We start from the raw sequence: 21,155 nt of genomic DNA, 5'->3' as shown, positions 1-21,155 counted from the left end.
TCGACCGGCGCTATCGCACCGGCGTCAGCGTGAAACCTTCCGCGCGCAGCAGTTCCACCACGCCTTCCCTGCCCGGCAGGTGCAGGGCGCCGACGGCGATGAAGACGTTGCCGTCGGCGATAATGGGAGCGGCGCGCTCGGCCATGCGGTGGTTGCGGTCGATGATGATGCGCTGCTCGAAATCGGCGTAGCCGCTGTCGTCGCCTTCGATGCCCGGCGGCGGCATGCGCATCAACGGCATGATCATGCCGGTCTGCCCGGAGAGATAGAGCTGGCTCATCGTCTCGATGACGTCTTCTATGCCGTCGCCGAGCTGGACCACCTGGAGCAGGCCGGCCAGTTGCGGCTCGAGCGGCAGGCTGTCGAGTGCCGTGATCTGTTCGACCATCGTCTCCAGCCCCTTCAGCGTCTTGCCATCTTCGATCGCGTCCTGCGCGAGTTTCTGGTCGAGGAAGGCGATGCCTGCCTGCTTGCGGGCCATTTCGCAGGAGGGAATGGCCACGAAGCTCATAATCATCCACGGCTTCATGCGCGCCATCGCCGCAAGCGAGAGGCCGCGTGCCTTCAGGCCATCGGCGAGGACTGCGGCGTCCTTCTCGTCCAGCAATCCGGTAATCGTCCGGCCGTCGGTGAACATGGTGAGGTCCGGGCGGGCGAGGATCGTCGCACTCGCCTTCTTCGCATCGGCGATTTCGTCGGATTCGACGACGACCGTCCGTGCTTCGGCATAGGCTGCCTGCGCCGCCTCCGGCATCGCGATCACCCGCGGATCGGTCACGTGCATGGTGCCGAGCAGGTAGGAGGGCGGCGTCCCCGCTTTCTCGATCTTCCAGAAGATGCCTTCGCCGTTCGGCGACGCCTTCGCTTCCCCGACCAGCTTCGCATAGGCGGCCGGATCGCTCGCTTGCAGCTCGGGAAGCAGGTTCTTGCCGGCGCAGGCGACTGGCTCGGCGGCATTTGCGGGCGACAGCGACAGCAGGACGAAGAGGAGGGATGCAGCGACGAGGACATGCAGCGAGGCTGCGAGCCATAGCATCGTGTCGGCCAGGCGGTCCGGGAAGGCTGCCCGCGGCGGGAGAGGCGATCGGTTCATGGTGTTCGGTGTCCCTGCGACGTCCTTGTGATTTTCCTGCAACCCTAGCCGTCCGGCCCTCACAATCCCTTAACGGGCGCTGTGGCGCGCGGACGCAAAGCCCGGCCCATTGTGACGACGTGCCGTGGCGACCCTGCGGCAGGCTCAGGCGCGGGGATGGGCGCGGTCGTAGATCTCCAGCAGCCTGGCCGAATCGACGCTGGTATAGACCTGGGTCGTCGACAGGCTCGCGTGCCCCAGCAGCTCCTGGATCGTGCGCAGGTCGCCGCCGCCGGCGAGAAGATGGGTGGCGAAGGAGTGGCGAAGCGCATGCGGGGTGGCGCTGTCGGGCAGGCCGAGGGCGCCGCGCAGCTTCTGCATCTCGCGTTGGATGATCGCCGGTTGCAGCGGGCCGCCGCGGGCGCCGCGAAAGAGCGGCTTGTCGCGGGCGAGCGGGAAGGGGCAAAGGCGCCGGTAGTCCCCGACGCCGTCCCGCGCCGCCTGCAGGAGCGGGACGATACGGGTCTTGCCGCCCTTGCCGGTGATGCGCAGCGCCGTAGGCGCATCGGCGAAGTCCTCCGGCGTCAATGCCAAGGCTTCGGAGATGCGCAAGCCGCAGCCGTAGAGAAGCGTCAGCACCGCTGCGTTGCGCACGCTGATCCAGGGCTCCTCCGACAATTGCGCGCCGGCATCGACAACGGCGAGCGCCTGCACGTCGGTCAGGGGCTTGGGCAGGGATTTCGGCTGCTTCGGCGAGCGGATCGCGGCCGCGCCGGCTGCGTTGACAAGGCCCTTGCGCTCCAGGTGACGCAGGAAGGAGCGCAGGCCCGCAAGCCCACGGCCGAGCGTGCGCGCGCCGGCCCCATCCCTGCGGCGTGCGGCGAGAAAGCCGCGCAGGTCCGCCGGCCGCAGGTTGCCGATGTCCTTCAGGCGTGCGGGCGAGGCGAGGTGGCCGGTGAGGAAGGCCAGGAACTGGCGCGTGTCGCGTTCATAGGCCTCCAGCGTATTGTCCGAAAGCCGCCGTTCTTCGGCCAGCGCCGAAAGCCATGCGGCGCGCTCGGAAAGCAGGGCCGGGTCGGCGATGATGAGCAGTTGATCCATGTTCGCCACCTGTTGCTGCGGGCGGCCCATCTTGCGGTCTGTGCGGTTAGGGATTTGTTAACATTGACATCGTTCCTGTCACGCTTAGATCATATGGAACTGCGATAGGAAGCTGGACTCGAGCAGGCGGACCCATGGCAAGACGTGATTCGGGAACAGCGTTCGGGCATCTCGCCGAGACGGTGGCGCTCGTCTCGCACGGGCAGCCCGGCCACATCGTCGATACGCTGATCGCAGAGCGCGGCACCCGCATCGTCGAGCATCCGCTGTGGCCTGTGATGCGGCCGTTCCTCTATACGTTGCTCAACTATCGCCGGGCGATCGAGTTCGCCGATGCCGTCGCCAACATGCCCGGCTTCCAGGCCTTCGAGTTCCTGAGTTCGGCGCTGGAACTGGACGTGGCGGTGCGCAACGAGGAACGCATTCCGGAAAAGGACGGCTTCCTGCTCGTCAGCAACCATCCGACGGGGATCGCCGACGGCGTCGCCGTGTTCGACCTGATGAAGCGCCGGCGGCCCGACATGATGTTCTTCGCCAACCGCGATGCCGTCCGGGTCAATCCGCGGTTCGTCGAGATGATCATCCCGGTGGAATGGCGCGAGGAGCACAAGAGCAAGCTGAAGACGCGCGAGACGCTGCAGATCACCAACCGGGCGATCGCCGAGGGCAAGGCCGCCGTCCTCTTTCCTTCCGGCCGCATCGCCTATTGGGCGAACGGGCGGCTGAACGAACGGCCGTGGAAGATCTCGGCCGTCTCGCTGGCCCGCAAGTACGACCTGCCGATCCTGCCCGTCCATATGTCGGCGCGCAATTCCGGGCTGTTCTACTGGCTCGCCAAATGGTCGACGGAACTGCGGGACATGACCGTGTTCCACGAGCTTCTGAACAAGAAGAGCAACCGCTTCGAATTCACCGTCGGCAACATGATCCGGCCGGAGCAACTGGCCGGCGATCCGGTCGACGTCACCAGAACGCTGGAGCGCCATTGCGTGTCCTCGCTGGCCGCGGATCCGGACGCGCGGTTCCAGCCGCTCTGACCGCGGTTCCGCTTTTTCCCTTTTCTCCGCCGGCGGGAATCGCTTAGTTGAGGCGATGATGCTGCGCTCCATGCTTGCCGAAAACTACCGTTCGCTACGGTCGATCCGCATGGATCTCGGCCAGGTGAACCTGTTCGTCGGCGAGAACGGCACCGGAAAGTCCAATCTCTACCGATCGCTCCAGCTCGTCCAGGCGGCTGCGCGCGGGACGCTTGCAAACGAGATCGCGGCCGAAGGCGGCATGGCCTCGGTGCTGTGGACGGGGCGCCGCAAGCCGAACGAGCCCGTTCGCGTCCGGCTCGAGGCTGAGCTTCTCGACGAGGAACGGGCCATCACCTTCCGATACGGGATCGAGGCGGGGCTCCGGCCGCCGGCGGCCGCCGGGTTCGCCTTCGAGCCGCAGATCAAGACCGAGGAGCTTTCGATCGAGACCGGGCGGCGACCGGTCACCGTACTGAAGCGCGCCGGCCCGGGGATCATGGTACGTGGCGAGACGGGACGGATGGAAGAGCATCCGGAACAGGCGCTGACCTCGGAGACGGCGCTCTCCCTGATCGGCGATGCGGGGCACTATCCCGAGATCGGCGCCTTCCGCCGGGCCGTGCTGCAATGGCGCTTCTTCCACGGCTTCCGGACGGACCGCGATTCGCCGCTCCGTCAGCCGTGCCTTTCGGTTACCGCACCGATGCTGGACGAGGACGGCGGCAACCTTGCCGCCGTGTTCGCCACGCTCGCCCATATCCGGCAGGACACGGTCGACCTCGAAAGGGCGATCGCCGCTGCCTTCGAGGGCGCGTGGCTGTCGATACCGGAGCCCGGCGAGTTCGCATCCTTCGGGCTGGTGTTTCCGCAGTTTCCGAAGCGGCTGTTCCAGCCGCGCGAACTCTCCGACGGGCAGATCCGCTTCCTCGCGCTCGCCGCCGCGCTCCTTTCCTATCGCCGCCCGCCGCTGGTGGCGCTGAACGAGCCGGAGGCGAGCCTGCACCCCTCCATGCTGCCGCCGCTGGCAGCGATGATCGCAAGTGCGGCGCGCACCAGCCAGGTGTGGCTCGTCACCCATTCGGAGCTTCTGGCGCGCGAGGTGGAGAGCCGCTGCGGGGTGCGGGCGAGACGGGTGATCCGCAACGACGGCGCCACCTGGATCGAGGGGATGCGGATGAGCGGCGAGATCGCGGAGGACGACGCATGAGCGGGCGGCCTTCCTTCTGTATGTCCCGTCGTCGTCGGTCTCGCAGTGCCCATGCGGGTAGCGGTGCGCGATGAACCGGCTGACCGACGATCTCTTCGGCGGCGCGCCGAAGCCCAGGACTGTGCCCGTGCTGGTGCCGATGCCGGCGCCGCGGGCCTATTCCTATACAGTGCCCGCCGAGATGGCGGCCGAGCCCGGCTCGATCGTGCAGGTGCCGCTCGGCTCGCGCCTCGTCGCCGGTGTCGTCTGGGACCGGACCGGTGAGGACGACGTCGACCCGAAGAAGCTCAGGCCGATCGAGAAAGTGTTCGACTGCCCGCCGCTGACGCAGGAGATGCGCGCCTTCGTCGACTGGGTTTCCGCCTATACGCTGACGCCGCCCGGGCTCGTGGCGCGCATGGCGCTGCGCGCGCCGGCTGCCTTCGATCCCGAGCCGATGATCGAGGGGCTGCGCTTCACCGGTGTGCGCCCGGAGCGCATGACGGCGGCGCGCGAACGCGTGCTGGCGCTGGTCGACGAGGGCATCCCCTGGACCCGTTCCGGCCTTGCGCATGCTGCCGGAACCTCCTCCAGCGTCATCGACGGGCTGACCGCGCAGGGCAGTTTCGAGACCGTCTTCCTGCCGCCGCCGCCGGTGGTGGCGAGGCCCGATCCCGACTATGCCGTCCCGCGGCTGGAAGGGCCGCAGACCGATGCCGCCGCCGATCTCGTCGAACAGGTCCGGGACGGACACTTCGCCGTCGCGCTGATCGACGGCATTACCGGTTCCGGCAAGACGGAAGTCTATTTCGAGGCGATCGCCGAGGTGCTGCGGCAGGGTCGGCAGGTGCTGATCCTTCTGCCCGAGATCGCACTGACGGCGAGCTTTCTCGAGCGATTCCAGGACCGGTTCGGGGCAAAGCCGGCCGAGTGGCATTCGGATCTCGCCCCGCGGACGCGCGAGAAGGTGTGGCGGCAGGTGACGACCGGGGAGGTGCGCGTCGTCGCCGGCGCGCGCTCGGCCCTGTTTTTGCCCTTCGAGGATCTCGGGCTTGTGATCGTCGACGAGGAGCACGATCCGGCCTACAAGCAGGAGGATCGGGTTTTCTACAACGCCCGCGACATGGCGGTGGTGCGGGCCCGGATCGGCAATTTTCCGGCCGTTCTGGTTTCGGCGACGCCGTCCGTCGAAAGCCGCGTCAACGCCGACAACGGCCGCTATCAGGCGCTGCACCTGCCGACCCGTTTCGGCGCGGCGGCACTGCCCGACCTGCATCTCGTCGACCTGCGCCGGCACCCGCCGCAGCGCGGCGGCTTCCTGTCGCCGGTGATGATCCGGGCGATCGGCAAGACGGTCGAGCGCGGGGAACAGGCGCTGCTCTTCCTCAATCGCCGAGGCTATGCACCGCTGACACTCTGCCGCGTCTGCGGCCACCGGTTCCAGTGCCCGCAATGCGCAAGCTGGCTGGTCGAGCACCGGTTCCGCGGCCAGATCCAGTGCCATCACTGCGGCTACGCCGAGCGCACGCCGGAAGCCTGCCCCGAATGCGGCACCTTCGACCATCTGGCCGCCTGCGGTCCCGGCGTCGAGCGCATCGCCGAGGAGGTGGAGAAGCATTTCCCCGAGGCGCGCACCATCGTGCTCTCCTCCGACCTGATGGGGGTCAAGCGGCTGCGGCTGGAATTGGAAGCCATCGCCAAGGGGGAGGCCGACATCGTCATCGGCACCCAGTTGGTGGCCAAGGGGCACAATTTCCCGCTGATGACGCTGGTCGGGATCGTCGATGCCGATCTCGGCCTTTCCAACGGCGACCCGCGGGCGGCCGAGCGCACCTTCCAGCTCCTGTCGCAGGTGACCGGGCGGGCGGGGCGCACGGGGCTGAAGAGCCACGGTCTGATCCAGACCTATCAGCCGCTTCATCCCGTCATGCAGGCGATCGTTTCGGGCGACGCCCGCGATTTCTACGAGCGCGAGATCGGAGAACGGGAGAAGGCGCTGCTGCCGCCGTTCGGCCGGCTGGCCTCGGTGATCGTTTCCGCCGACAGCCGGGCGGAGGCGGAAGGCCATGCCCGCGGGTTGCGACAGTCCGCGCCGGGGGTCTCCGGCATTGCGATCCTCGGCCCGGCCGAGGCGCCGCTGGCGCTGATTCGCGGCCGCCACCGGTTCCGCCTTCTCGTCCACGGCCAGCGTTCCAGCGACATGCAGGCCTATCTCAGGACCATGCTGGCGAACGGACCGAAGGAACGGGGCTCGATCCTCGTGCAGGTGGACATCGATCCGCAGAGCTTTCTGTAGGCCGGTTACCGGGCCCTCCGCAGGGAACTTCCAGGTGCGCCGGTGTCACTTTGTCGCAGCTGCCGGAGCCTGACGCCTTCCCCACTTCGCCGCGCAGAGCCGTGTCCGGGATCGCGCAAAAACCGCAGCCGACGGATTCCGTGCGGCGAGCGAGTGTGCCATAAGGCAGTTGGATCAGGCAGTGCCGGGGGAGCCATCATGGAGTTCTACATTCCGACCGATACGGGCGAACTCCTGGCCTTCTGCGCGGCGCTCGCGGCCTGCCTGCTCGGGCTCGTCGGGCTGTTCGCGCCGCGGTTGTCGCTGAAGGTGAACGGCCTGCAGTCGCGCGACGGCAGCAACGAAGGCTACGCGGCCGCCCGGTCGCTTGGCGGCTTCCATGCGGGGCTGGCACTCTGTGCCGTGATGGTCGCGCAGGACTGGGCCTATCTCGCGGTCGGATCCGCCTTTGCGCTCGCTTCCTTCGGCCGCATCCTGTCGATGATGTCGGATGCCTCGTTCACGCTCAAGAGCCTGGGGCTGCTTGTGGTGCAGCTCGTCCTGTCGCTCTTGCCGCTCGCCTATGTTTTCGGTTTCGTCTGAGGCCATTTTCCGCTTCCGGACGCAGCTTTCGCCGGGGCGGATTCATTTTTGCCAGAATTAGGGCCAAGGGTGCCCCATTTATCAAGGATTCCTGTGCCTGCGCGTGTTGCGAGTCCGAAGTTCCTATGCTAGACGAACCGCGAATTTCAGAAAATGCGGGCGTTCAAGCTTGCGGGGACTGAAGATAATCGCAACGAATTCAGGGTGTTAAGTTTACGGGTAATCCGCAAGCTGCCGCTCTGGATGAAAATAAGAGAAGCTTGTGCCCGTGGCAGACACATCCCAGCTTATTTCCGGTGTTGCAGAAAGATACGCATCGTCGCTTTTCGAGCTAGCGCTCGAAGCCAACAGCGTCGATGCAGTGGGTTCCGACCTCGCCCGCTTCCAGGCGATGATCGACGACAGCGCCGACCTCAAGCGCCTGATCCAGAGCCCGGTCTTCTCCGCCGAAGAGCAGGCGAAGGCCATCGCCGCGATCGTCGCCAAGGCGGGCCTCTCGGGCCTCGTTGCAAACTTCCTCAAGGTCGTGGCATCCAACCGCCGGCTCTTCGCCGTGCCGGGGATGATCAAGGCCTATCGCGTGATCGCCGCCCGCCAGCGTGGCGAGATCACGGCCGAAATAACCTCCGCGCATGCGTTGACCGCAGCGCAGGAGACCGAATTGAAGGCGGCGCTCAAGGGCGTCACCGGCAAAGACGTGGCGATCGCCGTCACCGTCGACCCGTCCATTCTCGGTGGTCTGATCGTCAAGGTCGGGTCCCGCCAGATCGACACCTCCCTTCGCACCAAACTCTCTACCCTTAAGCTTGCACTGAAAGAGGTCGGCTGATGGATATCCGCGCCGCGGAAATCTCCGCAATTCTCAAAGATCAGATCAAAAACTTCGGCAAAGAGGCGGAAGTCTCGGAAGTCGGCCAGGTGCTCTCCGTCGGTGACGGTATCGCCCGCGTCTACGGACTCGACAACGTCCAGGCCGGCGAAATGGTCGAATTCCCGGGCGGAATTCGCGGCATGGCGCTGAACCTGGAAAGCGACAACGTCGGTGTCGTTATCTTCGGTTCGGACCGTGACATCAAGGAAGGCGACACCGTCAAGCGGACTGGCGCCATCGTGGACGTCCCGGTCGGTCCGGAACTGCTCGGCCGCGTCGTCGACGCGCTCGGCAACCCGATCGACGGCAAGGGCCCGATCAACGCCAAGAAGCGCGCCCGCGTCGACATCAAGGCTCCGGGCATCATTCCGCGCAAGTCGGTGCATGAGCCGATGTCGACCGGCCTCAAGGCCATCGACGCGCTGATCCCGGTCGGCCGCGGCCAGCGCGAGCTGGTCATCGGCGACCGCCAGACCGGCAAGACCGCGATCATCCTCGACACGTTCCTCAACCAGAAGCCGATCCACGACAACGGCCCGGACCAGGACAAGCTGTACTGCGTCTACGTCGCCATCGGCCAGAAGCGTTCGACGGTTGCCCAGTTCGTGAAGGTGCTCGAAGAGCGCGGCGCGCTGCAGTACTCGATCATCGTTGCTGCCACGGCCTCCGACCCGGCTCCGATGCAGTACCTCGCACCGTTCGCCGGCTGCGCAATGGGCGAATACTTCCGCGACAACGGCCAGCATGCCCTGATCGGCTATGACGACCTTTCCAAGCAGGCCGTCGCCTACCGCCAGATGTCGCTGCTGCTGCGCCGCCCGCCGGGCCGCGAAGCCTATCCGGGCGACGTCTTCTACCTGCACTCCCGCCTGCTCGAGCGCGCTGCAAAGCTCAATGACGAGATGGGCGCAGGCTCGCTGACGGCTCTGCCGGTCATCGAGACCCAGGGCAACGACGTTTCGGCCTTCATCCCGACCAACGTGATCTCGATCACCGACGGCCAGATCTTCCTTGAAACCGACCTGTTCTATCAGGGCATCCGCCCGGCCGTTAACGTCGGTCTGTCGGTTTCCCGCGTCGGCTCGTCCGCGCAGATCAAGGCGATGAAGCAGGTTGCCGGCTCGATCAAGGGCGAACTCGCCCAGTATCGCGAAATGGCCGCCTTCGCCCAGTTCGGTTCGGACCTCGACGCTGCAACGCAGCGCCTGCTGAACCGTGGTGCACGCCTGACCGAACTCCTGAAGCAGCCGCAGTTCTCGCCGCTGAAGACGGAAGAGCAGGTCGCCGTGATCTTCGCCGGCGTCAATGGCTATCTCGACAAGCTGCCGGTCAATCAGGTCGGCAAGTTCGAGCAGGGTCTGCTTTCCTACATGCGTACGGAAGGCAAGGGCATCCTCGACGCGATCCGCACGGAGAAGGCCATCAGCGACGACACCAAGGGCAAGCTCAAGGCTGCTCTCGACGCCTTCGCCAAATCCTTCGCCTGAGCGACTCCCAGTCTAGGACGGAAAACGGATGCCTTCACTTAAGGATCTGAAGAACCGGATCGCCTCCGTCAAGGCGACGCAGAAGATCACCAAGGCGATGAAAATGGTCGCCGCGGCGAAGCTTCGGCGTGCGCAGGAGGCGGCCGAGGCCGCCCGGCCCTATTCTCAGCGCATGAGCGCGGTTCTGGCCAACATCGCCCAGGCGGTCGGCCAGGACGACAGCGCGCCGCGGCTGATGACGGGGACCGGCAAGGACGACGTGCACCTGCTCGTCGTCTGCACGGCGGAACGCGGCCTCTGCGGCGGCTTCAACTCGCAGATCGCCCGCCTTGCCCGCGACCATACGCGCAAGCTTCTGGCGAACGGCAAGACGGTCAAGATCATCTGCGTCGGCAAGAAGGGCTTCGACATCCTTCGCCGCGAGTTCGCATCGCTGATCATCGATCGCGTCGACCTGCGCGAAGTCAAGAAGCTCGGCTTCGGCAATGCCGACGAGATCGGCCGCAAGGTCATCGCCCTGTTCGACAAGGGCGAGTTCGACGTCTGCACGCTGTTCTACTCCGAGTTCAAGTCGGTCATCGCGCAGATCCCGACGGCGCAGCAGCTGATCCCGGCCTCGGCCGGCGAGGCTGTCGAGCAGTCCGACGCGATCTACGACTACGAGCCCGATGCGGCAGCGATCCTCGGCGATCTCATCCCGCGCAACATCTCCGTCCAGATCTTCCGGGCCCTGCTCGAGAACGTCGCCGGCGAGATGGGTGCCAAGATGAGCGCCATGGACAACGCGACGCGCAATGCCGGTGAGATGATCAACAAGCTGACGCTCAGCTACAACCGCCAGCGTCAGGCTCAGATCACCAAGGAACTCATCGAAATCATCTCGGGCGCCGAAGCGCTCTAAGGACCAGGACAAAGAGGGTAAGAAATATGGCTAAGGCAGCTACCCCGAAAGAAACCGCAGCGGCGAAGAAGCCTGCTGCTCCGCGCAAGCCGGCAGCCGCCAAGGCCGCTGCTCCCGTTTCGGCGGTCTCTGCGAAGGGTGCGACCGGACGCGTGACGCAGGTCATCGGCGCCGTCGTCGACGTCGCATTCGACGGTGAGCTGCCGCTCATCCTGAACGCGCTGGAGACCGACAACAACGGCAACCGCCTCGTTCTCGAAGTCGCCCAGCACCTCGGCGAGAACACGGTCCGCACGATCGCCATGGACGCGACCGAAGGTCTCGTCCGCGGCCAGCCCGTCGTCGATACCGGCGCCCCGATCTCGGTTCCGGTCGGCGACGAGACGCTCGGCCGCATCATGAACGTCATCGGCGAGCCGGTCGACGAAGCCGGTCCGCTGAAGACCAAGGCCAGGCGCGCGATCCACCAGGACGCCCCTGCTTATGTCGAGCAGTCGACGGAAGCGCAGATCCTCGTCACCGGCATCAAGGTCGTCGACCTTCTCGCTCCCTACGCCAAGGGCGGCAAGATTGGCCTGTTCGGCGGCGCCGGCGTCGGCAAGACGGTTCTGATCATGGAACTGATCAACAACGTCGCGAAGGCCCACGGTGGTTATTCGGTGTTTGCAGGCGTGGGTGAACGTACCCGCGAAGGCAACGACCTCTACCACGAAATGATCGAATCGGGCGTGAACAAGCTCGGCGGCGGCGAAGGCTCCAAGGCAGCGCTCGTCTACGGCCAGATGAACGAGCCGCCGGGTGCCCGCGCCCGCGTCGCCCTGACCGGTCTGACGATCGCCGAAGATTTCCGCGACAAGGGCCAGGACGTTCTGTTCTTCGTCGACAACATCTTCCGCTTCACCCAGGCGGGCTCGGAAGTGTCGGCTCTGCTCGGCCGTATTCCTTCGGCCGTGGGTTACCAGCCGACGCTCGCCACCGACATGGGCCAGATGCAGGAACGCATCACCACGACGACCAAGGGCTCGATCACCTCGGTTCAGGCCATCTACGTTCCGGCCGACGACTTGACCGACCCGGCGCCGGCAACCTCGTTCGCCCACCTGGACGCAACGACGGTTCTGTCGCGTTCGATCGCCGAAAAGGGCATCTATCCGGCCGTTGACCCGCTCGACTCCACCTCGCGCATGCTGGACCCGATGATCGTCGGTGAAGAGCACTACGAAGTGTCGCGCAAGGTGCAGACGACCCTGCAGCGTTACAAGTCGCTCCAGGACATCATCGCCATCCTCGGCATGGACGAACTGTCGGAAGACGACAAGCTGGCCGTTGCCCGCGCCCGCAAGATCGAGCGCTTCCTGTCGCAGCCGTTCTTCGTGGCCGAAGTCTTCACCGGTTCGCCGGGCAAGCTGGTCGCTCTCGAAGACACGATCAAGGGCTTCAAGGGCCTGGTCAACGGCGAGTACGACCACCTGCCGGAAGCTGCCTTCTACATGGTCGGTTCCATCGAGGAAGCCATTGAGAAGGCGAAGAAGCTGGCTGCCGAAGCCGCTTGATCCCGGAAAGTTCCGGACGCCTGCAATGCGGGCGTCCGTTCCTGACCTGATGAAATCAGCAGAAGTGAATGGTCATGGCCGACAGTTTCAACTTTGAACTCGTTTCCCCCGAGCGCCTGCTGCTCTCCGGCAGCGTGACCGCGGTCGTCATTCCGGCCTCGGAAGGCGAGATGACCGTCATGGCCAACCACGCGCCGACGATGACGACGATCCAGCCGGGTGTCGTGACGGTGACGTTTGCCGATGGAAAGACGGATCGTTATGTGGTGTTCGGCGGTTTTGCCGACATCCTGCCGACCGGCTGCACGCTGCTTGCGGAATCGGCCGTCCATATCGACGAGATCAGCCGCGACGATATCGCCAAGCGCATAGAGGCTGCCCGCGGTGAGCTCGACGCGGCGCCGAACGACGAGCATCGCGCCGGTATCGAGCGCTATATCGCCCAGCTCGGCACCGTGCAGGGCACGATCCTGCCCGCCTGAAAGGGTGAATAGACCGAACAAGACCCCGCTCCGGCGGGGTTTTTTATTGGAATTGTGGAACCGTGCCGGCCGCGCCTGCTTTAACTACATGGCGAAGTTGCCCCGTGCGGCGGGACTATTTGCTATGAAGCGAGGCAGTTTACTGCTTCAATGGCGGCCGGTGCCGTTACGCCGGCCCATTATACGTTATGGAATGAGGATCGATGTCTCAGAAAATCATCCCCGTCGTCATGGCGGGCGGAAAGGGCACGCGGTTGTGGCCCCTCTCGCGTTCGACGGCTCCCAAGCAGTTCATGGACCTGATGGGCAAGAAGACGCTGTTCCAGCGCACGCTTGAGCGGGTCGGCGACGAAGAGCTGTATGAGGCTCCGATCATCCTGACCAATGCGGAGTTCCGCTTCCTCGTCGCCGAGCAGGCCCGGCTGATCGACCGGCCGCTCGCCAGGATCCTGCTCGAGCCCGTGGCGCGCAACACCGCGCCGGCGCTCGCGGTCGCGGCCCTGATCGTCGCGCGGGACTTCGGCGAGGACGCGATCATGCAGGTCCTGGCCTCCGACCACGAGATCGTCGAGAACAAGGTCTATTTCGACAGCGTGGCGCGGGCGCGCGACGCGGCAGAGAAGGGGCGGCTCGTGACCTTCGGGATCACGCCGACCGAGGCTGCGACGGGTTACGGCTACATCGAGAAGGGCGAGGAACTCGGCGGCGGCGCCTTCACGGTCAAGCGCTTCATCGAGAAGCCGGACCAGGAGAAGGCCGAACGGCTGATCGCCGAGGGCGGCTATCTTTGGAATTCCGGGATGTTCATGCTGCCGGTCGGGCTGTTCCTGCAGGAACTGCGGCAATTGGCGCCTGAGGTCATGGACGCGGCGACGCAGGCGGTGTCGGCCTCGAAGGACGACCTGGATTTCGTGCGGCTGGACGAGGAGGCTTTTTCGAAGGCGCCGGATATCTCGATCGACTACGCCATCTTCGAGAAGACGCCGATGGCGGCTGTCGTTCCCTCGCCGATCGAATGGTCGGATCTCGGCAGCTGGGATTCGGTCTGGAAGCTCGGCGCGCAGGACGATGACGGCAACGTCGCCGACGGCCGCACGACGCTGCTCGACACCCGCAATTCGCTGGTGCTGTCGAAGGACATCCATGTGGCCGTGCAGGGGCTTTCCGACATCGCCGTCATCGCCAGCGAGGACGCGGTCTATGTCGGGCGGATGGAGGACAGCCAGAACGTCGGCAAGCTGGTCAAGTTCCTCGCCTCGAAGAAGGCAACCGCGCCGCTGACAGAAACCCATCGCACCTCCTATCGCCCGTGGGGTGGCTATACGTCGGTGCTGAACGGCGATCGCTTCCAGGTGAAGCGGCTGTTCGTCAAGCCGGGGCGCCGGCTGTCGCTGCAGAAGCACCACCATCGCTCGGAGCACTGGATCGTCGTGCGCGGCACGGCCGACGTGACGATCGGCGACAGGACCATTCCGCTGCGCGAGAACGAGTCGGTCTATATCCCGCAGGGCGAGGTGCACCGGCTGGCCAATCCCGGCAAGATCCTGCTGGAACTGATCGAGGTCCAGACCGGATCCTATCTCGGCGAGGATGACATCATCCGCATCGAGGACGAATTCGGGCGGGAATAGCCCGATCCGGCGGGGGTGCCTCAGACGAACCGCGCCCCCGTCGCGTCGACCCTGAGCACGGTCAGGCGGCCGGTGGCGAAGCAGCCGGTGTCGATGCCGATGCGGCCGGGCGCGAGGTCAGGCTCCGCGCTCGGCGTGTGGCCGTGCACCACGATCAGCGGCAGCCCCGGGCCCTCGGTCAGAAACGGCTCCCGGATCCAGATGAGGTCCTCGTCCTTCTGGCTCTCGAGGGCTACGGCGGGCCTTATGCCGGCATGGACGAAGAGATAATTCCCGACATGCAAGAAGACCGGTAGGCCGGCCAGGAACGACAGGTGCGCCTGCGGAACTGCGCGCATCAGCCCGGCGCCGTCGCGCCACAGGGCCTCGTCCGGATCGATGCCATAGGATTCAAGCGTCACCGCGCCGCCGAAGTTGGGCCCGAGCCAGTACATCCAGCCGGACGGATCGCGCAGGAAATTCAGGAACGTGTCGTCATGGTTGCCGCAAAGGGCGATCCGGGCGAGGCCGTCGTCGTGCCGGCCGGTCAGGTGATCGAGCACGGCAGCCGAATGCGGACCGCGATCGACATAGTCGCCGAGATAGACGACCAGCGCCGTCCCGCCCGAGCGCCGGGCCGCATCCTTGCGGATGCGCTCCTCCGCCTCGATCATCTGGTCATAGCAGCCGTGGATGTCGCCCACGGCATAGAGGGGCGGTGGCGGCCCCTCCAGGCGTAGACGGCGCCTGGCGCGATGGCGGACCGGGATATCGACGAGGCGGTATGACGAAGGATGCATCTTCATAGCTTAGAACATGACATGGCTGCGGAGAACGCGTTTTCGATCCGGCATGCCTATCGCGCGGCCATCGGGCGCTCCGGCATCGGCAGCCATTGGTCGCGGTTGAAGTAGTCCGGCAGGTAGGTATTCTTCGGGCGGGTCCGGTCCGGCGTGACGGTGAAGTTGTAGCGCGGCGTCTCGCTGAATTCCTTCTTGAGCTGGAAGCGGTTGCCGAACACGACGATGTTGAATTCCTTCAGTGCCCGGATGCCCTCGAAAACCTCGGGGACGTCGCTCCAGCGCAGCTTTTCGAGGAAGATGTCGATCGCGGCGATCGCGGCATCGGTCATGGCGGTGCGGCTCTGGTCGTTTTCAAGGTTCAGCTTGATGCGGAATGAACTGAAGCGTTCCTCGTCGTTGCCGCGGATGGAGAGGTAGGCGGAGGTCTTCGGGCCGTCGCCGTCGCCCTCGGTCGGAAATTCGCGAAAAGAGGTGCACTCCCATCCGCCGCCGGCCAGTCCTTCCTGCCAGCCGGCGCTGGCGAAGCCGACGGTCTCCATCGCCTCGCACAGTTGTTGGGGCTCGCGCCGGACGGGACGGGTGAATTTTGTCTCCATGGGGACGATGCGCGAGACCAGCCTTTCGGGGATCTCGACGTGCGGCCGCGGGATTCTGTTGCCGCGGATCTCGTGGGAGCGCGGTTCCCGCGCCGCCTGCAGCGACTGGACAGGGGGATAGCCGAAGCGGTGAAGAACCCTGTTCAGGTTGCGATAGTCGTTGGCGAGCAGCACGGTGGCTACAATGGCGGAGAGGATGCCCAGCGTCAGCAGCGCAAACAGGATCTTGCCGGATCTGCCCTTCTTCTGGTCCGCCATGCGGTCAACGACGTTGCCCGATCGCTGCAATATGCACCGGACCGGTTCGGGCCGGTCGGCCGGTGGCGCCGGGACTGCCGGACGTCCGGTGATAGGGCACATTGCAACGTCCGGCAAGCCGAGCCGTCTGTGCAGCCTCCGGGCAGCGGTTCAAACGATGTGCAAGTCTGCGTGATCAGTCGCCCGTCCCGTCCGGGGTCGCCAGTGCGGCATGCAGGTCGAGCACATCCTGCGGCGAGTTCCTGAAGCGCGGCAGGCCGAGATAGTAGCCGTAGCCGGTCTTCAGGCTCCGGGTGCCGAGCGTGACCAGCCGGCCGTCGTCCAGCGCTTCCCGCAGGAGCCCCAGGCTGCCGAGCGCAACGCCGTCGCCGCGGATCGCGGCGTCGACCGCCATCAGGTAGGTCGAAAAGGTAAAGCGCGGCTGCGCCCCCCTTGCCGCGCCGTGCACGCCGATCCTGTCGAACCATTGGCGAAAGGAGACCCAGTTGGCGTTGAAGCGGTCATAGTCGATCAGGTCGAGCCGGGCGAGGTCTGCGGGCGTCAGCGCCGCGGGATCGTCGATCTGGCGGCTGCGCAGGTAGTCGGGGGCGGCGACCGGCGCCAGTTCCTCGGCGATAAGGGGCGTCAGTGACCAGCGGGGATGTTCGCCCAGGCAATAGAGGATGACGAGGTCGTTGTTTTCCGAAGCGAGATCGGAGGGGCTGTCGGAGGTGAGCAGGCGGATCGACAAGCCGGCATTCGCCTTGCCGAAGTCGCGCAGCCGCCGGCCGAGCCAGAGATGGGAGACCGAGCCGCTGGCGGCGATCGAGATCGTCTGCCCGGCACCGGCGCGGAACGGCTCGAGGCTTTCCTCCAGATAGTCGAGCGTGGCGCGGATGCGCTGGAACAGGCGCTCGCCGGGCGGCGTCAATTCCAGGTTCTTGCCGCGGCGGGTGAAAAGGTCGGTGCCTAGATGTCCCTCCAGCCCCTTGATACGGCGGCTGACGGCGGCCTGGGTGATGTTGAGCTCGCGGCCGGCGCGCGAGAAGTTCATGTGGCGGCAGGCGGCGTCGAAAACGCGGAAGGCTTCGAGGGGGATCTTGTCGAGCATGGGCCCATCATGATTTCAAGTCATCAAAATTCCTGAAATTTCGATGGATTTGAAAATATCAGATCGTGATGCAGGGTAAAGGCTCCCAATTCCGGGCATCAGGAGCCGCGCGTGCAGTTCACCACCTCATTCGTTCCGGAAATCCGCTTCGGGAACCATCTCCATGCGACGATCGGCAAAGCCGCCAAGGAGCTCGGCGCCGGGCGCGTGGCGATCGTGATCGACGGTTTCCTGGCCCAGGCGGGGCTTGCCGATGCCATTGCCGCGCAGCTTTCCGGAGAGGGCATCGAAAGCCGGACGTTTTCGGCTTTCTCGGGCGAGCCGAAGCTGAAGCATGTCCGCGAGGCTGCGGCGGTCGTCACCGGATGCGACCTCGTGATCGGCATCGGCGGCGGATCGGCGCTGGATATCGCCAAGATCGCGGCCTGCTGTGCCGCGTCCGGCGAAGACGCCATGCACTATGCGCTCGCCGCCAACCCGCTGCCGGCAAACCCGCTGAAGAAAATCCTGGTGGCGACCACCGCGGGGACCGGTTCGGAGACCTCGGCCACGAACATCTTCGCAAATGCGGAGGGCAGGAAGCTCTGGATCTGGGGCCGCGAGACGAAGGCGGACCTGGTGCTGCTCGACCCGGTGCTGACGGCGACGCTGCCGGCAACGCTGACTGCCTGGTGCGGCCTCGACGCCTTCATTCATGCCTTCGAGGCGGCCACGAACCGGAACACGCATGCGGGCGGCCAGTTTTATGCGCACGAGGCACTGCGGCTCCTGTCCGGGGCGCTGGAGATCGCTGTCAGGGAGCCGGGCAACCTCGACGCGCGCGGCAAGGTGCTGCTCGGCTCGTGCCATGCCGGCATCGCCATCGACAATTGCGGCACGGCGGTCGCGCACAATATCAGCCATGCGCTGGCGGGGCTTGCGCCGGTCCATCACGGGCTTGCGACCGCGCTCGGCTTCGAGGCCACCATCGGCTGGCTGGTCGAGGCGGACACGCCGGACCTGCACGCGGCAGCCCAGGCCTGCGGGATCGGATCGGCAACCGAACTGCCCGCCTTCGTATCTGGCCTGATGGACCGCGTGGGGCTCGAACGCGCGCTGCCTGCGGCCTTTGCCGGCTACGATGCGGCAGCGCTGGCAGGCGAGATGCGCGCGCCGGAGAACCAGCCGATGCGGCGCTCGACGATCCGGGAGATTTCCGATGCCGATATCGATGTTTTCGCCCGGCGCATCATGGCGCTGCCGAAGACGCTCTGACTTTCGAGGTGAGACATGACCACGCAATTGAGCCGTGACCACTGGGAGAAGGTGCTGGCCGAAGTGCGGCTTGAGGGCCGCCATTTCATCGACGGCGCCTTCCGGCCGTCGCTTTCCGGCGAGACCTTTACGCGTATCCGTCCGATGGACGGCCAGCCGGGCGGCACGCTCGCCCGCGGCAATGCGGCGGATATCGACGCCGCCGTCTCGGCCGCGCGCGCAGCCTTCGAGGCCGGAACCTGGCGCCACAGGGAGCCGGGCGAGAAGAAGCGGATCATGCTGCGGTGGGCGGATCTCATCCGCGCACATGGCGAGGAACTCGCCATGCTTGAGACGATCGACGTCGGCAAGCCGGTGATGGCCTCGCTCAATGTCGACGTGCGCCTCTGCGCCGACGGCATCCAGTATTATGGCGAGATGATCGACAAGATGTACGACGAGATCGCGCCGACCGGACCGAAGGCGCGGGCGCTGGTCCGCAAGGTGCCGCTCGGCGTCATCGGCGCGATCACGCCATGGAACTATCCGATGATCATCGACGCCTGGAAGCTGGGGCCAGCGATCGCGGCCGGCAATTCGGTGGTGCTGAAGCCGGCGGAGCAGTCGTCGCTCTCGGCGCTGCGGCTGGCGGCACTGGCGGCCGAGGCCGGGCTGCCGGCCGGCGTTCTCAACGTCGTCACCGGCTATGGCGAGGAAACGGGCAGGCCGCTGGCGCTGCACATGGATGTCGACATGATCGCGTTCACCGGTTCCACCGAAGTCGGCAGGCTGATCATGGGCTATGCGGCGCAATCGAACGTCAAGCGGGTGGCGCTGGAACTCGGCGGCAAGTCGCCGCTGGTGGTGTTCGACGATGCCGACCTCGACGCCGCCGCCTCGGCCGCGGCCTGGGGTTGCTTCTACAATTCCGGCGAGACCTGTCACGCCTCGACACGGCTTGTCGTCCAGCGTTCGGTGCAGGACAGGCTGATCGACAAGATCAGGGAGGTCGCCGACAGGGAGATCACGCTGAGGCATCCGCTCGACCCCACGGCACAGATCGGCGCGCTGATCGAGGAGGCGCATATGCACAAGGTGCTGTCGTTGATCGCGGACGGGGAGCAGCAGGGCGCACGCCGGGCCTTCGGAGCCGAACGGGTACTTTCGGAAACCGGCGGCTACTATGTCTCGCCGGGGGTCTTCGTCGATGTCTCCAACGACATGCGGATCGCGCGGCAGGAAATCTTCGGCCCGGTGCTGGCGGCCATTCCGTTCGATAAGGAAGAGGAGGCCCTCGCCATCGCCAACGACACGATCTACGGCCTGGCTGGTGCCGTCTTCACGAAGGACATGGACCGCGCGCACCGCTTCTCCGAGGCGCTGCATGCCGGTACGGTGTGGATCAACACCTATGACATGTCGAGCTTCGCCACGCCCTTCGGCGGCTTCAAGCAATCCGGCTTCGGGCGCGACCGGTCGGTGCATGCGATCGACAAATATTGCGACTACAAGACGATATGGCAGCAGTTCGGGTGAACTTATGGCGGTTTGCCCCTCACCCTAACCCTCTCCCCGCAAGCAGGGAGAGGGGACATGCCCCGCCTGAGGTTAGCGAGGGACAGGAGCGAAGCGGCACGCTTCCTTCTCCCCGTTCACGGGGAGAAGGTGCCGGCAGGCGGATGAGGGGCGAGCACGCCCGCTGAAGAACGAGGGAATAGACAAGATGAGCCGCATCACATCCATCGAGATCTCCCACCACCGGCTGTCGCTCGATCCGCCGTTCAAGGCAAGCTGGGATGGCAGGCCGCGGCATCATTTCGATGCGACGATCGTCCGGGTGCGCGACGACGAGGGCCGGGAAGGGATCGGATCCGGCGATCTGATGAAGGGCTTCGAGGGCCACGAAGACCTGTTCGTCGGCCAGGACCCGCGCCATCTCGAACGGCACCATGAGGTGCTGTCGCACATCAATTTCCACTATGGCCGCTGCTGGCCGCTGGATCTCGCGCTCTGGGACCTCTCGGGCAAGATCACCGGCGAGCCGGTCTGGCGCATGCTGGGCGGTCGCGCCGATCGGGTGCGGCTCTACGCCTCCTCCGGCGTTCTGCGGGAGCCGTCCGCCATGGCCGACCAGGCCGAGCGCTACATCGCGGAGGGCTTTCTGGCGATGAAGGTGCGCTTCTCGTCGTCTGCCGGCGGCCGCAACGGGTGGCGCGACGATGTGAAGGCGCTGGAGGCGATCCGCGCCCGCGTCGGCGACCGGCTGGAGCTGATGGTCGACTGCAATCAAGGCTGGCGAATGCCCTGGGACACGACGCTTCCCTGGACGTTCAAGGACGCGCTGGCGGTGGCGAGGGAGCTCGAGCGGCTCGGCGTCTACTGGATGGAGGAGCCGCTGCACCGGTCCGACCTCAACGGGATGAAGGCGCTGAAGGAGGCGACGTCGGTGCGGATCGCCGGCGGCGAGATGACCCGCGAGCTCTACGAATTCCGCGACATCATCGAGGAGCGGGCCTTCGACGTGATCCAGCCGGACGTGGCGCTCGTTGGCGGCATCACCGGCTGCCGCAGGCTGGCCTACCAAGCCCGCGAGGCGGGCGTGACGTTTACGCCGCACAGCTGGACGAACGGCATCGGCGTGCTTGCCAACGCGCACCTGACCGCCGGCTGCGGTGACGCGCCGTTCCTGGAATATCCCTACGACAATCCCGAATGGAGCGAGGCGCGGCGCGACTATCCGATGGCCCAGCCGCTGCAACATAAGGACGGCTGGCTGGAGCTCGGCGACACACCGGGCCTCGGCGCCAGCCTCGACGAGGATCGGCTCAGGGCCACGCGGATCTGAGCACGCCGTGCTTCCACGGACGCCAGAGGCGTCGCCGGTCCTGCATTCGACAGTTCCCGCCGGCGGAAGAGGCGTCTCGGGTGAAGGGCCGGCGCGTTTCCGGCTCTCTGGGCCGGGTGTCGCGGGCAATGGTGCTCGCGCAAAAGAAAAACCGCCCGGAAGCTTCCCTC

At 65.8% G+C, this 21,155-nt stretch carries 18 protein-coding genes; 13 read left to right on the top strand and 5 right to left on the bottom strand.

The features are described 5' to 3' along the window. Positions 1-10: 10 nt before the first annotated feature. A complete protein-coding gene (locus LQK81_RS10050; RefSeq protein ID WP_230805932.1) occupies positions 11-1,093 on the bottom strand; it encodes a TraB/GumN family protein in 1,083 nt (360 codons plus the stop codon). A 144-nt stretch (positions 1,094-1,237) separates the two neighbouring features. After that, entirely contained in the window at positions 1,238-2,173 is a 936-nt protein-coding gene (locus tag LQK81_RS10045) for a tyrosine recombinase XerC (RefSeq protein WP_230805930.1), read from the bottom strand. Between the two features lie 134 nt (positions 2,174-2,307). Here LQK81_RS10045 and LQK81_RS10040 point away from each other — a divergent pair, with 134 nt between their 5' ends. The 10 genes from LQK81_RS10040 to LQK81_RS09995 all read left to right on the top strand — a co-directional run bounded on the left by LQK81_RS10040 (position 2,308) and on the right by LQK81_RS09995 (position 14,181). Continuing rightward, positions 2,308-3,210, top strand: coding sequence for a GNAT family N-acetyltransferase (locus LQK81_RS10040; RefSeq protein WP_230805928.1), 903 nt, complete (start codon positions 2,308-2,310; stop codon positions 3,208-3,210). Positions 3,211-3,265: 55 nt separating this feature from the next. Then, positions 3,266-4,399 carry an AAA family ATPase gene (locus LQK81_RS10035; RefSeq protein WP_230805925.1) on the top strand — a complete coding sequence of 378 codons (1,134 nt, stop codon included), beginning with the start codon at positions 3,266-3,268 and terminating at the stop codon, positions 4,397-4,399. Between the two features lie 70 nt (positions 4,400-4,469). After that, positions 4,470-6,674, top strand: a complete 2,205-nt coding sequence (locus LQK81_RS10030; protein ID WP_230805923.1) for a primosomal protein N' — start codon at positions 4,470-4,472, stop codon at positions 6,672-6,674. Positions 6,675-6,872: 198 nt separating this feature from the next. Next, positions 6,873-7,256, top strand: a complete 384-nt coding sequence (locus LQK81_RS10025) for an AGROH133_08824 family phage infection protein (protein ID WP_230805921.1) — start codon at positions 6,873-6,875, stop codon at positions 7,254-7,256. 262 nt (positions 7,257-7,518) lie between these two features. Further along, complete coding sequence (locus LQK81_RS10020) at positions 7,519-8,085, top strand: F0F1 ATP synthase subunit delta (protein ID WP_230805920.1); 567 nt, start codon at positions 7,519-7,521, stop codon at positions 8,083-8,085. Continuing rightward, positions 8,085-9,614 carry a F0F1 ATP synthase subunit alpha gene (atpA, locus tag LQK81_RS10015; protein WP_230805918.1) on the top strand — a complete coding sequence of 510 codons (1,530 nt, stop codon included), beginning with the start codon at positions 8,085-8,087 and terminating at the stop codon, positions 9,612-9,614. The genes LQK81_RS10020 and atpA overlap by 1 nt, the downstream gene beginning before the upstream one ends. A 28-nt stretch (positions 9,615-9,642) precedes the next feature. Beyond that, entirely contained in the window at positions 9,643-10,515 is an 873-nt protein-coding gene (locus LQK81_RS10010; RefSeq protein ID WP_230805915.1) for a F0F1 ATP synthase subunit gamma, read from the top strand. A 26-nt stretch (positions 10,516-10,541) separates the two neighbouring features. Beyond that, positions 10,542-12,068, top strand: a complete 1,527-nt coding sequence (atpD, locus tag LQK81_RS10005; RefSeq protein WP_230805913.1) for a F0F1 ATP synthase subunit beta — start codon at positions 10,542-10,544, stop codon at positions 12,066-12,068. Positions 12,069-12,142: 74 nt separating this feature from the next. Then, a complete protein-coding gene (locus LQK81_RS10000; protein WP_230805911.1) occupies positions 12,143-12,550 on the top strand; it encodes a F0F1 ATP synthase subunit epsilon in 408 nt (135 codons plus the stop codon). A 203-nt stretch (positions 12,551-12,753) separates the two neighbouring features. After that, positions 12,754-14,181: a mannose-1-phosphate guanylyltransferase/mannose-6-phosphate isomerase gene (locus tag LQK81_RS09995; RefSeq protein WP_230805909.1), complete on the top strand. Its 1,428-nt coding sequence runs from the start codon at positions 12,754-12,756 to the stop codon at positions 14,179-14,181. A gap of 20 nt (positions 14,182-14,201) precedes the next feature. Here the strand turns inward: LQK81_RS09995 and LQK81_RS09990 are convergent, their stop codons facing one another. The 3 genes from LQK81_RS09990 to LQK81_RS09980 all read right to left on the bottom strand — a co-directional run bounded on the left by LQK81_RS09990 (position 14,202) and on the right by LQK81_RS09980 (position 16,907). Continuing rightward, positions 14,202-14,960: a metallophosphoesterase family protein gene (locus LQK81_RS09990; RefSeq protein ID WP_230805907.1), complete on the bottom strand. Its 759-nt coding sequence runs from the start codon at positions 14,958-14,960 to the stop codon at positions 14,202-14,204. A gap of 56 nt (positions 14,961-15,016) precedes the next feature. Continuing rightward, a complete protein-coding gene (locus tag LQK81_RS09985; RefSeq protein WP_230805905.1) occupies positions 15,017-15,817 on the bottom strand; it encodes a DUF6030 family protein in 801 nt (266 codons plus the stop codon). 175 nt (positions 15,818-15,992) lie between these two features. Then, positions 15,993-16,907 carry a LysR substrate-binding domain-containing protein gene (locus tag LQK81_RS09980; protein WP_230805903.1) on the bottom strand — a complete coding sequence of 305 codons (915 nt, stop codon included), beginning with the start codon at positions 16,905-16,907 and terminating at the stop codon, positions 15,993-15,995. Between the two features lie 111 nt (positions 16,908-17,018). On the opposite strand from LQK81_RS09980, the gene LQK81_RS09975 reads away from it, so the two are divergent. From LQK81_RS09975 to LQK81_RS09965, 3 genes are all read left to right on the top strand, one after another. Then, positions 17,019-18,161, top strand: coding sequence for an iron-containing alcohol dehydrogenase (locus LQK81_RS09975; protein ID WP_230805901.1), 1,143 nt, complete (start codon positions 17,019-17,021; stop codon positions 18,159-18,161). Between the two features lie 15 nt (positions 18,162-18,176). Then, positions 18,177-19,676, top strand: a complete 1,500-nt coding sequence (locus LQK81_RS09970; RefSeq protein ID WP_230805899.1) for an aldehyde dehydrogenase family protein — start codon at positions 18,177-18,179, stop codon at positions 19,674-19,676. Positions 19,677-19,863: 187 nt separating this feature from the next. Next, positions 19,864-20,985 (top strand): mandelate racemase/muconate lactonizing enzyme family protein, encoded by a 1,122-nt coding sequence (locus LQK81_RS09965; protein WP_230805897.1) that lies wholly within the window; start codon positions 19,864-19,866, stop codon positions 20,983-20,985. The last annotated feature ends 170 nt before the right edge of the window (positions 20,986-21,155 follow it).

The organism is Rhizobium sp. GN54 (assembly GCF_021026345.1).
Lineage (GTDB): Bacteria > Pseudomonadota > Alphaproteobacteria > Rhizobiales > Rhizobiaceae > Mycoplana.
The sequence above is the reverse complement of the archived record's forward strand: the minus strand, read 5'-3'. Positions and strand labels throughout refer to the sequence as shown.

Excerpts from the sequence above, each read along its gene's own strand:
- LQK81_RS10045 (WP_230805930.1), bottom strand. The coding sequence starts at position 2,173 with ATGGATCAACTGCTCATCATCGCCGACCCGGCCCTGCTTTCCGAGCGC.
- LQK81_RS09970 (WP_230805899.1), top strand. The coding sequence starts at position 18,177 with ATGACCACGCAATTGAGCCGTGACCACTGGGAGAAGGTGCTGGCCGAA.
- LQK81_RS10050 (WP_230805932.1), bottom strand. The coding sequence starts at position 1,093 with ATGAACCGATCGCCTCTCCCGCCGCGGGCAGCCTTCCCGGACCGCCTG.
- LQK81_RS09965 (WP_230805897.1), top strand. The coding sequence starts at position 19,864 with ATGAGCCGCATCACATCCATCGAGATCTCCCACCACCGGCTGTCGCTC.
- LQK81_RS09990 (WP_230805907.1), bottom strand. The coding sequence starts at position 14,960 with ATGCATCCTTCGTCATACCGCCTCGTCGATATCCCGGTCCGCCATCGC.
- LQK81_RS10010 (WP_230805915.1), top strand. The coding sequence starts at position 9,643 with ATGCCTTCACTTAAGGATCTGAAGAACCGGATCGCCTCCGTCAAGGCG.
- LQK81_RS10000 (WP_230805911.1), top strand. The coding sequence starts at position 12,143 with ATGGCCGACAGTTTCAACTTTGAACTCGTTTCCCCCGAGCGCCTGCTG.
- LQK81_RS10030 (WP_230805923.1), top strand. The coding sequence starts at position 4,470 with ATGAACCGGCTGACCGACGATCTCTTCGGCGGCGCGCCGAAGCCCAGG.
- atpA (WP_230805918.1), top strand. The coding sequence starts at position 8,085 with ATGGATATCCGCGCCGCGGAAATCTCCGCAATTCTCAAAGATCAGATC.
- LQK81_RS09995 (WP_230805909.1), top strand. The coding sequence starts at position 12,754 with ATGTCTCAGAAAATCATCCCCGTCGTCATGGCGGGCGGAAAGGGCACG.
- LQK81_RS09985 (WP_230805905.1), bottom strand. The coding sequence starts at position 15,817 with ATGGCGGACCAGAAGAAGGGCAGATCCGGCAAGATCCTGTTTGCGCTG.
- LQK81_RS10025 (WP_230805921.1), top strand. The coding sequence starts at position 6,873 with ATGGAGTTCTACATTCCGACCGATACGGGCGAACTCCTGGCCTTCTGC.
- atpD (WP_230805913.1), top strand. The coding sequence starts at position 10,542 with ATGGCTAAGGCAGCTACCCCGAAAGAAACCGCAGCGGCGAAGAAGCCT.
- LQK81_RS09980 (WP_230805903.1), bottom strand. The coding sequence starts at position 16,907 with ATGCTCGACAAGATCCCCCTCGAAGCCTTCCGCGTTTTCGACGCCGCC.
- LQK81_RS10040 (WP_230805928.1), top strand. The coding sequence starts at position 2,308 with ATGGCAAGACGTGATTCGGGAACAGCGTTCGGGCATCTCGCCGAGACG.
- LQK81_RS10035 (WP_230805925.1), top strand. The coding sequence starts at position 3,266 with ATGATGCTGCGCTCCATGCTTGCCGAAAACTACCGTTCGCTACGGTCG.